The 12,915-nt window shown below is 71.3% G+C and carries 11 protein-coding genes; 2 read left to right on the top strand and 9 right to left on the bottom strand.

From position 1 onward, the window contains the following. Positions 1–328: 328 nt before the first annotated feature. The 5 genes from BC793_RS06910 to BC793_RS06890 all read right to left on the bottom strand — a co-directional run bounded on the left by BC793_RS06910 (position 329) and on the right by BC793_RS06890 (position 4,251). Positions 329–706: a DUF3037 domain-containing protein gene (locus BC793_RS06910; protein WP_307784557.1), complete on the bottom strand. Its 378-nt coding sequence runs from the start codon at positions 704–706 to the stop codon at positions 329–331. Then, positions 703–1,425 (bottom strand): HipA family kinase, encoded by a 723-nt coding sequence (locus tag BC793_RS06905; RefSeq protein ID WP_109590441.1) that lies wholly within the window; start codon positions 1,423–1,425, stop codon positions 703–705. The genes BC793_RS06910 and BC793_RS06905 overlap by 4 nt, the downstream gene beginning before the upstream one ends. Positions 1,426–1,780: 355 nt before the next feature. After that, entirely contained in the window at positions 1,781–2,857 is a 1,077-nt protein-coding gene (locus BC793_RS06900) for an NAD-dependent epimerase/dehydratase family protein (protein WP_109590282.1), read from the bottom strand. 166 nt (positions 2,858–3,023) lie between these two features. Next, positions 3,024–3,839: an SDR family NAD(P)-dependent oxidoreductase gene (locus BC793_RS06895; RefSeq protein ID WP_203896021.1), complete on the bottom strand. Its 816-nt coding sequence runs from the start codon at positions 3,837–3,839 to the stop codon at positions 3,024–3,026. A 64-nt stretch (positions 3,840–3,903) separates the two neighbouring features. Further along, on the bottom strand, positions 3,904–4,251 hold the full coding sequence (locus tag BC793_RS06890) for a histone-like nucleoid-structuring protein Lsr2 (protein WP_109590278.1): 348 nt from the start codon (positions 4,249–4,251) through the stop codon (positions 3,904–3,906). Positions 4,252–5,226: 975 nt separating this feature from the next. Between BC793_RS06890 and BC793_RS06885 the strand changes: the two genes are divergently transcribed. Then, positions 5,227–5,778: a hypothetical protein gene (locus BC793_RS06885; protein WP_109590276.1), complete on the top strand. Its 552-nt coding sequence runs from the start codon at positions 5,227–5,229 to the stop codon at positions 5,776–5,778. A gap of 351 nt (positions 5,779–6,129) precedes the next feature. On the opposite strand, the gene BC793_RS06880 is transcribed toward BC793_RS06885, so the two are convergent. Further along, entirely contained in the window at positions 6,130–9,159 is a 3,030-nt protein-coding gene (locus BC793_RS06880; RefSeq protein ID WP_109590437.1) for a putative bifunctional diguanylate cyclase/phosphodiesterase, read from the bottom strand. A gap of 83 nt (positions 9,160–9,242) precedes the next feature. Between BC793_RS06880 and BC793_RS06875 the strand changes: the two genes are divergently transcribed. After that, a complete protein-coding gene (locus tag BC793_RS06875) occupies positions 9,243–9,875 on the top strand; it encodes a class I SAM-dependent methyltransferase (protein ID WP_109590274.1) in 633 nt (210 codons plus the stop codon). Between the two features lie 77 nt (positions 9,876–9,952). Here the strand turns inward: BC793_RS06875 and BC793_RS06870 are convergent, their stop codons facing one another. From BC793_RS06870 to bioD, 3 genes are read right to left on the bottom strand one after another with little or no spacing between them, the layout of a single operon-like run. Beyond that, positions 9,953–10,666, bottom strand: coding sequence for an HAD family hydrolase (locus BC793_RS06870; RefSeq protein WP_109590272.1), 714 nt, complete (start codon positions 10,664–10,666; stop codon positions 9,953–9,955). Next, the gene (locus BC793_RS06865) at positions 10,666–11,418 is read right to left on the bottom strand and encodes an ROK family protein (protein ID WP_109590435.1); all 753 of its coding nucleotides are present in this window, start codon (positions 11,416–11,418) and stop codon (positions 10,666–10,668) included. The genes BC793_RS06870 and BC793_RS06865 overlap by 1 nt, the downstream gene beginning before the upstream one ends. 56 nt (positions 11,419–11,474) lie before the next feature. After that, complete coding sequence (gene bioD / locus BC793_RS06860) at positions 11,475–12,182, bottom strand: dethiobiotin synthase (protein WP_109590433.1); 708 nt, start codon at positions 12,180–12,182, stop codon at positions 11,475–11,477. Positions 12,183–12,915: the final 733 nt, after the last annotated feature.

Raw genomic sequence — 12,915 nt, 5'->3', positions numbered from 1 at the left:
GGGCGTTGGGCGTTGGGCGTTGGGCGTTGGGCGTTGGGCGTTGGGCGTTGGGCGTCGGGCGTCGGGCGTCGGGCGTCGGGCGTCGGGCGGCCGTCTTATTGACGTCGTGCCGTACCACCGAACCGAGCCGTGCCGGTCTTGCCGTCGTGCCGAGCCGCTGGATCGTGCCGCACCGTCCGTGCCACGGGCCGTCGTGCCGTCGCGGCCAAGCCGCTGGGACCGTGACCTCCCGGCGGAGCCGCTTTGACCGTGCCGACCCCAGCCGTGCTGCTGGCCGTCTTGGTCGGCTGTCGTGGACGGCGGGGAGCCGGGTCGGCTGGTGGGCTGGTCAGTGGACCAGGAGTTCGACGAGCCTTCGCAGTTCGGCGGCGGGGTCGGCGGTCAGGCCCATGTGGACCGGGCCGGCGCGCAGGATCGTGCTGCGGGGGGCTACCAGCCAGCGGAAACGTTCGCCGAGACGCATCTGCTCGGCCGCTCCGCCGCCGGTGCAGGTCGTCTCCCACGCCTCCAGGGCCGACCGAATGCCTTGGACATCGGCTGCCGGGTCCAGCGCCCGGAGCCGCGCCTCGTCCAGGTGTGTCCCCGCCGACAGGAAGTCGTGCCGCTGGCTGTAGAGCAGCACGCCGACGTTGATCAGTTCACCGCGTTCGATCCGTGGCACCGCCTGGATGATCGCGTACTCGTAGGGGGTCAGTCTGATGGTCACGGCAGCCACGCCTCCGGCTGCGCGGCCCGCGCCGACAGGTGGTTCAGATAGGCGTCCCGGTCACCGTCCTCCAGCCACTCCTCCGGCACCAGGGCGATCACCTCCGCCAGCAGGTCCGGGGTGATCCGCTCGGCCAGCGCGGGCCCCTCCGACGCGAGATCGCCGGCGTAGGGCTTGAGCACGTGGTCGTCCCACTTGTAGGGCCGGTGCACGACGCTTTCCGCCCGGGGCCAGTTGTGGTGGAAGTAGAGGGTCGCTCCGTGGTCGATCAACCACAGCCCGCCGTGCCAGATCAGCAGGTTCGGGTTGCGCCAGCTGCGGTCCACGTTCTCCACGAACGCGTCGAACGCGATCACCCGGCTCGCGAGCCCCGACTCGACGGGGTGCGCCACCGGGTCATACCCGAGCGCGCCGGGCAGGAAGTCCATCCCGAGGTTGCCCCCGGCACTGGCCTTGATCAGCTCTTGGACCTCTTCGTCCGGTTCCGCCCGCGCGACCACCGGATCCAACTCCACCCGGGCCAGCTCCGGCACCGGAAGCCCGAGACTCCGGGCCAGTTCCCCGGCGATCACCTCGGCGACCAGGGCCCGGGGTCCCTGTCCCGCTCCGCGGAACTTCACCACATAGGTGCCGAGATCGTCGGCCTCGACCACCCCGGGAAGCGACCCGCCTTCCCGCAGTGGCGTGACATACCGGATGGCAGTGACCTCACGAAGCACGCCGCCCACCCTACGGCCGCCACCCCACCGGCGAAGCAGCCCCCTCGTCACCCTTGATCACCGATCCGGAGTTATCCGACTGACCGGTGTCCCGGGCGGGCCCCACGTCCCAGGCGGGCCCGAGCCCCATGCGGGCCCCGCGTCCCGCCCGCCCCGCGTCCCGCCCGGCCCCGCGTCTCGCCCGGGCCCTAGCCCGGCTGATCAGAGCGGCTGCTGACTGCGGTTGTGGTGGGCGTCGTCGTGTTGAGGCGCGCATTCGCCCGGCGGGCGCGCTGTCGGCCTGAAGGGGACAGGCGCCTTGCGGGGGAGTGGCGGTACTGGTGGTGCGGTTGTCGGTGGCGGACGGCGTACCGGATCAGTAAGGGTTTCCGGTTCCGGGGAGGCGGCCGCGCAGCAGGCCGCCGAAGCGTCCGGGCAGGTCGGGGTCCTCCGCCAGAGGCGGGCTCGCGGTGCCGGAGGTGTCGGCCATGCCGGCGAGAAGTTCGCAGAAAGCGCTCACCGCGTCGGTCGCCGGCCGCCAGCCCAGGTCGCCGGCTGCGCGGTCGCAGCTCATCAGGGGCGCCTTCAGCGCCAGGCGAACCCATCCGCGGTCGACCGGCTGCAGCCTGAGCTGCCAGGTCAGCGCGGCGGCGCCTTCCAAGAGCAGACCCGGAATCCGCAGCGGTACGCCGTGGAAAGCGCGACCGACGATGTCGGCGTCGAGGACGGGGCCGGCGGCTAGGTTGAAGGCGCCCCGCACGTCGGCGCGGAGGACGCGCAGGTAGGCGTCGGCCACGTCGTCGGCGTAAACCGCCTGCATGCGGAGGGCGGGATGCTGGGGGACGACCGGGATGCGGCCGAATCGGAGCAGCTTCGCCGGGAGCAGCGGGCCCGCGAAGTACCGGGCGATCTCGGTGCCGGCGTTGCGCTGGAAGATCAGGCCCGGGCGGAGGCGGACGATCCGCATCGTCGGATGGTCGGACTCGATCTCGTCGAGCATGCGTTCCACGAGTGCCTTGTGGCGGCTGTAGGACGATTCGGGCACGCCGGTGCGCAGCCATGTCTCGCGGACGAACGCCCGTTTCGGGCCGGGCGCGTAGACACCGACCGACGACGCGTGCGCCAGGACGGAGACGCCCGCCCGGATCGCGGCGCGGAAGACGGCGCGGCTGCCGAGGACGTTCGTCCGGTACAGGCGGCGCTGATCGTGACTGGGCTGGATCTGCCAGGCCAGGTGCACGACCGCGTCAGCGCCGGCGAACACGTCGGCCAAGCGGTCCGTGGCGTCGTCGGAGCCGATGTCGATCGCGTGCCAGGCGACGTCCGCGTACGGGCCGGACGGTGCGGGCGGGCGGCGGCAGACACCGGCCAGGTCCAGGTCGGGTTCGGAGCGCAGGCGGCGCAGCAGAGCGGTGCCGGAGTTCCCACTGGCGCCCACGATCACTACACGCATGGGTGTTGCGGTACCCCTGATCGGGACGTTGAACCGCCCTTTTAGGCAGCTGGTTTACGTCGAGCCGGTGGCGTTCCATTCGAATGGGCCCGCTTGTGGATTTCCTGTGAGCGCGCCGGGAATGGCCGCGGTCGCACGGCTATCGAAGCCCGGCGCTGCGGGCCGGCTATCCGGAATTCCCCTCGCCACCCTTTCCGTCGGGTGGCCCCTCGTTTCCCCCCGTCCGGTCCGTGTTTCCGGTGCTCCGGCTCTTTTTACCGGCCGCTTCGCCCGCGTAGAGACGATCCGGGATCGCCGGCAGGGCATTGGCCAGGAGGATGGCGGCCCGATACTTTCCCGGAACGACCACCCGGCGCCGCGGCCGGGTCAGAGCGCGTTCCACGGCCGCGGCCACGATTTCCGGGCCGGGCAGACCGGAACGGTGCGCGGTCATGTCGGTGGCAATGTGCCCGGGCTCGACCAGAGTGACGCCGATACCGGTGCCGGCCAGTTCCCGGCGTACCGAGTCGTTCATCCCCCGTAGACCGAACTTGGTGGCCGAATAGATCCCGCTGATACCGATCTCGCCGGCCACCGAGCCGATGTTCACGATGGAACCGGATCCCTGCTCCCGCATGATCGGGACCACCGCCCGCATCAGCCGGATCGGTGCCAGCAGGTTCACCTCGACGACCGCCCGAACCTCGGCCTCGTCGGCCAGGATCGACTTGTCGCCACCGGCGCCCGCGTTGTTGATCAGGGCGTCGATCCGGCCGGTGACCGTCAGGGCCCGCTCCACCAGCGCATCCACAGCCCTGGGGTCGGTGACGTCGGTCGGGACGGGCACCGCCGTGCCGCCCGCCGTCGCGATCTCCGCGGCCACCGACTCCAGCTCGGCGGCCCGGCGTGCGGCGAGGACCACGGTGTCGCCGCGGGCCGCCAGGCGCACGGCGATCACCCGCCCGATCCCGCTCGACGCCCCGGTCACGATGACGACGGCCACGACCTCCCCTTTCGACGGCAAACGGCGCCACCCGTCAGCGGGTGGCGCCGATTGCTCGCGGAAACTAGCGCTTGCTGTGGTACGCCTCGACGACCTCACTCGGGATCCGTCCACGCTCTGAGACGGTGTAGCCGTTCTTGTTGGCCCACTCCCGAATGGCCTGATTCTGGTCGCGGCTGGAACGGCTCGAGACGGCCGGAACTGCGCGCCGGGCAGGGGTCGGAACGTTACCGTTACGGCCCAGCCGGGTTGCCGAGGAGAGGAACGGTTCCAGGGCTTTACGCAGCTTGCCAGCGTTCTTCTCGGACAGGTCGATCGTGTAGTTGACCCCGTCGAGGCCGAATTCGACGGTGCGGTCCGCTTCCGTACCGTCGAGGTCGTCCGTCAGCACGGTAATTATCTGCTTGGCCATGGTTGTTCGACTCCTACAGCGAGTTATTCGGCTGACGCTGCGTGCACACGCCAGTCCAGCTCGCGAATGCTCGTCGTCGCATTCATTCTGTCGCCCGGAAGGCAGCAAGTGCAAATTGCCCGTTCTGGCATGTCGCAATTGCCGGGTACCAACCTGCCCGCAGGTCTTTTCGCCGAAGTGAATGTACGGTAACGTCACACGTGGGAGCGCTCCCACTCCCTCTGGAGGGTAGAGGGGACGCACCGTGCCAGTCGTGACACCGACTGCTCGGGTGGCCTTCGCGGTCGTCACCGCGGTCGTCGCCCCCCAGCCGGTCTGAGCCTTCGGCGCTCCCCCGAGCGCTGGCTCCGCAGCGTAGTGGACCTTGCGCACCCGCCGCCACTGTTTCGTGGCCCTCGACCCGAGCCGCCTCGTCGCCGATTCTCCGGTGCCGGGGCGGTTCGCCGTTTCGCGCATCGTGAGCGCCGGTGGTCAGCGCCAGTAGTGAGTGCGTGTGGGTGCGTGCCGGCGGTGCGTGCGTGCCTACCGCGTCCTGGCCGGCTGGTTGCCTGAACCACGGACACCGTTCGGCCACCCTCCCGACTTGCCGGTTCCGGGTTGGGCTACTGCCCTGCTGCCCTGCCTGGCCTGCTGCCCTGCCTGGCCTGCTGCCCGGCCGTCCTGTCTGGCCTGCCGTCCTGCCGTCCTGTCTGGCCTGCCGTTCCTGCAGCGGGTGCGGTCCTGCCTGAGGTGCGGTCCTGCCTGGCGTGCCTTTCTTCCTGGTCCTTCGGTCTGCCGCCCTGCCTGATCGGCGAGAGGCGCAGTTCCTCGATGGGGCCGGGTCTGACCGGTTCCTGGACTGTCGCCCTGACTGGTCGACCGCCGAAACTCGGCGGTTTGTGCTGTCGGCAGAATCCGACGACCTGCTCGGTCGGACAGTGGCCGAAGCGACTGGAACGCTGTAAGCATGTAATCACGTAAGTTGGGGAGGTTGAGATGCGAGTCCGTTTTGCCCAACAGGGTGGTCGTGCTGAGCCGCCCGCCGCTGATGACGCTGCCGCCTGGATCGCCGGAGCGGTTCCGGACGGGTGGTTCGCCGAGCGGCCCGAAGTCGTCATCGATCGTGACGAGATCGTCATCTGGGGCCGGCTGCCCCGTCCCGAGCTGGGTGACGACGTCACCGAGGCTGATGCGGCCGCCGCCCAGGCCGGCCGGATCGCCCAGTTCCGCGAGGACACCCGCGACGCCCGGATCCGGGTGGCCCGCCAGGTCGAGCACCGCTACCAGCGCAAAGTCGCCTGGGGAGCACGGTGCGGCGACGCCTCGGAGCTGTTCACCCACCTGTCCGCCCCGGTGATGACCCGCCTGCGCCAGCCCGAGCGGCAGGTGCTCGACACCCTCGTCGACGCGGGGGTGGCCCGTTCCCGGTCGGAGGCCCTGGCCTGGTGCGTCAAATTGGTGGGCCGCCACACCGAGGACTGGCTCACCGATCTCCGCGCCGCCATGACCCAGGTCGACGAGCTACGCCGCCGAGGCCCGGACGCCTGACCCCACCCCTCCACGAGCCGGCCCCTCTCGCGGTGGCTGGTCGTCACCGCTGTCTCAAACCGACCGAGACAGCGGTACGCGCCAGCCGGATCGTCGTGGCTGGTTGTCACCGCTGTCTCAAGCCGATCGAGACAGCGGTGGGTGCCAGCCGGATTCTCGCGGCTGGTCGTCACCGCTGTCTCAAACCGATCGAGGCAGCGGCACGCGCCAGCCGGGTCGTCGCGGCTGGTTGCCACCGCTGTCTCAACGCGGTTGAGGCAGCGGTGGGTGCCAGCCGGATCGTCGTGGCTGGCTGTCACCGCTGTCTCGACGTGGTTGAGGCAGCGGTGGCGGCCAGTTGGGGAGGGCTGGTCAGACGGCTATCGACTGGGGGCTTCGCATCCAGGCCAGGACCTCGGTGGGGCCGAGCGGACTGGAGAACAGGAAGCCCTGACCCAGGGGGCAGCCCAGGCGGACCAGGACCTCCCGGTGGGTGGCGTCCTCGATGCCTTCGGCGACGACCGTCAGCCCCAGCGACTGCGCGAGACTGACGATGCCGCTCACCAGGGCCATCGGCTGCTGCCCGAGAACCATGTCGTCGATGAACGTCTTATCGATCTTGATGACGTCGATCGGCCGGGAACGCAGATAGCCGAGCGACGAGTAACCGGTGCCGAAGTCGTCGATGGCGATCCGGATGCCCATCTCGCGCAGGACGCCCAGGTCGGTCCAGATCCGCTCGTCGTCCTTGACCAGCAGCGTCTCGGTGATCTCCAGCATCAGCGCCTCCGGCGGCACTCCGGTGTGCGCGAGCGCGGTCCGGACCTGATCGACGAACCCGCTCTCCCGGAACTGCCGGACCGACACGTTGACGCTCATGTACGGCGCCTGCCCGGGCGGGAGGATGCGCCGCCACTCGGCGACCGTACGCAGCGCCTCCTCCAGCACCCAGCGGCCCATCGGCAGGATCAGTCCGCTCTCCTCGGCGACCTCGATGAACTGGTCCGGCGTGATGACGCCGCGTTTCGGGTGGTGCCAGCGGACCAGCGCCTCGAACCCGACGGCCGTGCCCGACGGCAGGTCGACGATCGGCTGGTAGTGCAGCAGGAAGTGGCCCTCGTTGACGGCGTGGTCCAGCGCCGACCGCAGTTCCAGCCGTTCGACCATCTCGTTGTGCAGGTGCGCCTGGTAGCGGCGCCACTGGTTCTTGCCGGCGCCCTTGGCCACGTACAGCGCGAGGTCGGCCTGGCGGAGCAGTTCGTCGGCGTCGTTGCCCTCGGGGGTGGTGGTGATGCCGATGCTGGCCATCGCGTACAGCGGCTTGGCATCGGTGACTACCGGCTCGGCCAGCGCCGCGAAGATCCGGTTGGCGGTCTCCTCGACGGCGCCGGGGTCGTTGACGTTCTCCACGATGGCGGCGAACTCGTCGCCGCCGAGGCGGGCGGCGGTGTCGTCGGCCCGCAGCGCTCCGGCGATCCGGTGCGCCACCTCGATCAGCAGCTGGTCGCCGACCGCGTGACCGAGCGTGTCGTTGACCATCTTGAAGTCGTCCAGGTCGATGAAGAGCACGCCGATCACCGAGCCGTCGCGGGTACTGCGGGCCACCGCGTGCGCCAGCCGGTCGTTGAAGAGCACCCGGTTCGCCAGGCCGGTCATCGCGTCGTGGAACGCCTGGTGGGTGAGTTCGTTCTGGAGGCGCCGCTGCTCGGTGACGTCACGCATGGTGATGACCAGGCCGGACACCGTCGGTTCGGCGCGCAGGTCGCGGCAGTGCAGTTCGAGGAGCACCTCGGTACGCCGGTTGCCCCGCGCCCGGAAGTCGAGCTGCTGCTCCAGTTGGTGGCCGCCGCGGACGGCCGCGAGCACGTCGCCCAGCCGGGCCCGCTCGCCGGGATGGATCACCTCGGGCAGCAGGGCACCGGTCGGGTCGCCGCCGAAGACACCGACCGCGGACGGGCTGGCGTACTGGATCCGGTCGTCCTCGTCGAGGATCGTGATCACGTCGGCGGTGTTCTGGATCAGCGTCCGGAAGTAGGTCTCGCTGTTGCGCCTGGCCACCTCGTGCCCGAGCGCGATCCGCTCCAGCGCCAGCGCCACCTGGGCGGCCAGCACCTCCACCGACCGTTGCAGCTCCAGCAGCGCCCAGGTCGGCGCGCCCACGTGCAGGACACCGACGAGCGGGTCGCCGCCCGGCCGGTCCTTCAGCACCATCGGGCAGCGCAGCGTCTTCGTGAACTGGGTCAGGCGTACCGCCACCGCCCAGTCCACGTCGCGGGTGGTGACCAGCCGGGCGGCGGTGCCGGTGGCCCGGTCCACGCCGGCCTGCGCGGCGGCCTCCGGCGACTGCGGTTCGGTCTGCGCGATCGCGATCGCGAGGACCACGCCGTGCGGCACGTCACCGGGGATCAGCTGGGCGACCGCGGTGCGTACGGCCAGACCGACCGCCTCGCTGTCGGCGGCCGAGACGAGCGCCGCCGAGGCCTCCCGCAGCGCCCGTTCCCGGGACATCGCCTGCCGGTGGCTCGCCATGATGCCGGCCATCCGGGCCAGGACCAGCGCCACCATCAGCGTGCTGAGCGCCGCCACCACGGTCAGGCCGGCGAACTGCCCGTCCCGGAACATCTTCACCAGCAGCACGGTCGGCGCGACCATCGCCGCGAACCCGAGCAGCGCCAGCCGGGCGTGGCTGGTCTCGGCCGGTGGCGTCTCGGCCGGCCGGGTCAGCTCGGCCATCGACGGGATCAGCGCGGCGAGTCCCGCCGCCGTGTAGAGGGCGAGGTGACCGAAACCGGAGGCCCGGCCCACGTCGGCGACGAGCAGCGCCACCACTCCGGCGCCGAGCATGTAGCCGGGGGCGACCAGCCGGCCCGGCATGGTCGCGAGCCGGATCAGCAACCCGAGGCAGAGCAGGTCGGCGACCGGCATGGCGATCTCGGTCCAGCCGGTGGCGGCCGAACCCTCCAGCCGCGGTCCGACCACGAACGTCCAGATCAGCAGTGCCACCCCGGACGTGACGGTGAGCGCGTCGAGCAGGCCGGCCATGTCCCGCGACGAACTGGTGCGGCGGTCCACGAAACCGGCCAGGGCGACGGCCAGTGCGGCGTACGCGACCAGCAGCAACGCGACCCCGGTCGGCTCCAGCCAGGTCAGCCAGTCGGTGACGAAGGAGGGCGCGGACGCGGCCGCACCACCGACCGCCGACAGGACGACTGCCCCGGCCAGCACCCACCACGGTTTGACGTCGTCGGGCCGGCTCCGGCGGACCCCCAGAGAGAGGGCCACCACCGCGGACACTCCGGCGACCAGTCGCAGCGGCGCCTGTAGACCCGGCTGCAGCCCGAAGGCCACGGCGAGTACCACCATCCAGGCGCCGAAGATGGTGGCAGGCCACCGTGTCGGCATCGGCGCTCCCTCCCGACGTACGCCCTCGTCGAACTGATCGGCCCGGTTGCCGCACATCTGAGCGGCGACGGCACAATCGCAGAGTGCTTCTGGAGTTCGTCCGTACCCACACCGTGCCCGCGCCGGTTCCGTTCGTCCCCGAGATCTCGCTGTTCCAGGCGGAGGACCCGATCGCGCTGTGGGAGGCGACCGAGTCGGCTGGGACCCCGCAGCCACCGCCGTTCTGGGCGTTCGCCTGGGCCGGCGGGCAGGCCCTGGCCCGGCACATCCTCGACGACCCGGACCTGGTCGCCGGGCGCAGCGTGCTCGACCTGGCGACCGGCTCCGGCCTGGTCGCGGTCGCCGCGGCCCGGGCCGGAGCGACACCGGTGACGGCCAACGACATCGATCCGCTCTCGCTGGCCGCGGCCCAGGCCAATGCCGAGTTCAACGGGGTACGGGTGGCGACGGTCGAGGCGGACCTGCTCGACCGCGACGACGTCTACGGTGTCGTGCTCGCCGGTGACGTCTTCTACAGCCGGGAGATGGCCGGGCGGGTGCTGCCGTTCCTGCGCCGGGCCGCCGGCCGTGGCTCACTGGTGCTGGTCGGTGATCCCGGCCGCGCCTACCTGCCGGAGGGCCTGATCCAGCGGGCGGTCTACGACGTCCCGGTGATCGAGGAGCTGGAGAGCATGCCGATCCGCCGTACCACCGTCTGGCAGGTCACCTCCTCCTGACCGGCAACCCCAGGCTGGTCGTCACCGCTGTCTCAGCGCCGCTGAGACAGCGGTGAGAGCCCCACCGCAGCGCGGCCTCAGAGGGCCAGGAGCCCGAAGCCGTCGGCCACGACGGCGTCCGGCTCGGCCTGGTCGCCGCCGGAGTCCTCCCGGCCGGACGGCATGAGGATCGCCGCGCCGATGTCGGCGCGCCGGGCGCAGGCGATGTCACGCCGCCGGCTGTCGCCAACGAACCAGCAGGCGGCCGGCGCGACGCCGAGGGCATCGGTGGCGTTCCAGATCATCTGCGGGTTGGGTTTGCGGACGCCCGCCTCATCGCTGTAGATCTGCGCCGCGAAGAACTCTCCGACACCCGCGTTGGTCAGGAAGTCGCGGTGCGCCGCGCCGCACAGGGTGTTACTGACGACAGCGAGCGGGATGCCCCGGTCCGAGCACGAACGGAGGAACTCGGGGATACCGGGCCGCAGCGCCCAGCCCTCGCGCCACGCCCAGTCGTAGCTGAGCCGGGTGACCGAGCCGCGCACCCGGGCCTGCGCCAGCGGCGGCCAGTCGTGGATCACGAACCGTTCCCAGACGGCCAGGTGCGACAGCTCGTCCGGGCAGTCCTCGTCGCGCCAGCGGGCGTAGGCGGCGGCACCGTCGATCAGCGACTGCTGGATGCGGCCCGGGGCAAGCGCGCCGTCGATCAGGTTGTAGAGGCGCAGCACCAGGTCGGGGCGCTCGGCGCGATGCGGCGCGTCGGCGAGCACCCCACCGAAGTCGAGCAGGACCGCCGCCGGCCGGATCACCATCAGCGTTGCCCCAGCGTCCAGGCGCGGACCCCGCCGACGATGCCCGCCGTGTTCGGCACCACGACCACGTCGTCGCCCATCCGGGCCAGCTGGGCCGGGGTGATCAGCCGGGAGTTGCCGCCGCCCAGATAGACCCGGTCCCACCGGAAGACCGGGCGGAACCCCTCGACCACGTTACGGACCCGGCGCGACCAGAGCGCGTCACCGAGCCGCCGGCGCTCGTGCTCACCGATATACGTGTCGTAGGACATGCCCCACCGCACCGGAGCCTGCGACATCTCCAGGTGCGGGGCCAGCTCACCGCCGTCGAAGAGTGCGCAGCCCAGCCCGGTGCCGAGGGTCAGCACCAGCTCGCACCCCGTCCCGGCGACCACTCCGGCGCCGTGCACCTCGGCGTCGTTGAGCACCAGGGTGGGCAGCCCGAACGCCTCGGCCAGCGCGGTCCGGGCGTCGAACCCGTGCCACACGTCCACCAGCTCGGGATCGATCTTGGTGCGCGGCCCGGACCGGGTCACGTAATGCGGGGTCGCCACCACGACGCCGTGCCGGATCATGCCGGGCATGCCGACGGTCACCCGATCCGCGTTCGGCAGCTGCTCGCCGAGAGTCACCAGCGTCTTGACGAACAGATCGGGTGGCAGGGGATAGGGCGTCGGCACCCGGATCGGCTGCGCCCGCATCGTTCCCGCCTCGTCCAGGACGGAACCCTTGATGCCGCCGCCGCCACAGTCGATCGTCAGGGTGAAAGCCACCCGGCCAGTGTGCATGCGGATCACCTCCCCGGACAGTAATTGTGCCGGGTGTCAGGTCAGCCCGCCTCCTCCGCCCACACGCGCCAGTTGTCCAGAACACCGTGCAGCGGCGGGGTCAGCCAGCCCGGAGCGGACCGCCGGAACACCCCCGGATCCATCGACCCGGCACCCGCCGGCAACGCTCCGACCAGGTGCGGAACCAGCTCGCCGAGGTTCGCCCAGTGCACCAGCTCCGGCTCGGCCGGCCACGCGCCGAGGATCACCCTGGCGTGCACGCCGCGACGGGTCAGCGCCTCCAGGGTGAGCGCGGTGTGATTCAAAGTACCCAGGCCGGCGCGCGCCACCACGATCATTCCGGAGCCCAGCGTCGTGGCCAGGTCGGCGAACGTCCACGCCTCCCCGGACGGGCGCAGACCCATCGGCACCAGCAGGCCACCGGCGCCCTCGACCAGCACCAGATCGTGTTTCACGGCCTCCGCGCGGATCGCGTCGACCACGTCGTACAGGTCCAGCGGTGGCAGCCCGGCGACCTTGGCCGCGGCGAGCGGGGCGAGCGGCTCCGGATACTCGGCGAGGGTGCGGACGGTGTCCGGACCGGCCAGGCGGGTGATCACGTCGGCGTCCGTGGGCGCGCCGGTCGCGATGCCGGTCTGACCGGGTTTGATCACGGCGACCCGGAGGCCGGCGGCCTGGGCGGCCGCGGCCATCGCGGCGGTGGCGATCGTCTTGCCCACCTCGGTGTCGGTGCCGGTGACCAGCACGATCCCATGCCACTCGTCCGGATTCGCCGCCGGCTCCCGGTCCGATTCCGCTTCACGCTCGGATTCCGCTTCGCGGTCCGATTCCGGTTCGCCGTCTGCTTCCGGTTCGGCGGGGGACACCGTTTCTTCCGTATTCGGTACGCCCGATGGCGTCACCGTGTCGTCGGAAGAGGTCTCCTCCGGCTCGGGCACGGCGTTCGGCTCCGCCTCGGTCCCGTCACCCTGTCCCGTCCCGTCGTGCGGTTCCAATTCGGTGCGCGGGTCCGCCCCGGTGACGCCGCTCGACCATGCCGCGGCGCCGTTGTCCGGCCGCGTCACGGTGCGCTCGTATGGCTGCGCCGCGGTCCGGCCGTCGGCCCAGTCGTTCGGCTGCTCCGTGATCCGGTCGACGCTCTGGTCGCTGAGCTGCGCCGGGCTCCCGCCGTCCGGCCGGGCTGCGGTTCGGTCGTTCGGCTGCGCTGCGATCCGGTCGTCGGTCCGGTCGTTCGGCTGCGCCGCGGTCCGGTCGTCGGTCCAGTCGTTCGCCTGAGCTGTGTGGTCGCTGTTCGGCTGTGCCGTGGTCCGGTCGTTCGGCTGTGCCGTGGGGTCGCTGTTCGGCGGTACCGCGACGGTGTCGTTCGGGTTCGTCCCGCCGGCGGCCGGGTGCGCTGCCGGCACGGGATGGGGCACCGGGCGGTGGCCGCCGCCGTGCGCCTGCAACGGATCCGGAACGGCGCTCAGGATCCGGGCCGGCGCC

The sequence above is a fragment of the Actinoplanes xinjiangensis genome, assembly GCF_003148685.1.
GTDB lineage: Bacteria > Actinomycetota > Actinomycetes > Mycobacteriales > Micromonosporaceae > Actinoplanes > Actinoplanes xinjiangensis.
The sequence above is the reverse complement of the archived record's forward strand: the minus strand, read 5'-3'. Positions and strand labels throughout refer to the sequence as shown.

What these genes read in the sequence shown, in the direction of transcription:
- BC793_RS06900 (WP_109590282.1), bottom strand. Translation starts at nt 2,857, where the DNA reads ATGCGTGTAGTGATCGTGGGCGCCAGTGGGAACTCCGGCACCGCTCTG.
- BC793_RS06870 (WP_109590272.1), bottom strand. Translation starts at nt 10,666, where the DNA reads ATGGTGATCCGGCCGGCGGCGGTCCTGCTCGACTTCGGTGGGGTGCTC.
- BC793_RS06880 (WP_109590437.1), bottom strand. Translation starts at nt 9,159, where the DNA reads ATGCCGACACGGTGGCCTGCCACCATCTTCGGCGCCTGGATGGTGGTA.
- BC793_RS06885 (WP_109590276.1), top strand. Translation starts at nt 5,227, where the DNA reads ATGCGAGTCCGTTTTGCCCAACAGGGTGGTCGTGCTGAGCCGCCCGCC.
- BC793_RS06890 (WP_109590278.1), bottom strand. Translation starts at nt 4,251, where the DNA reads ATGGCCAAGCAGATAATTACCGTGCTGACGGACGACCTCGACGGTACG.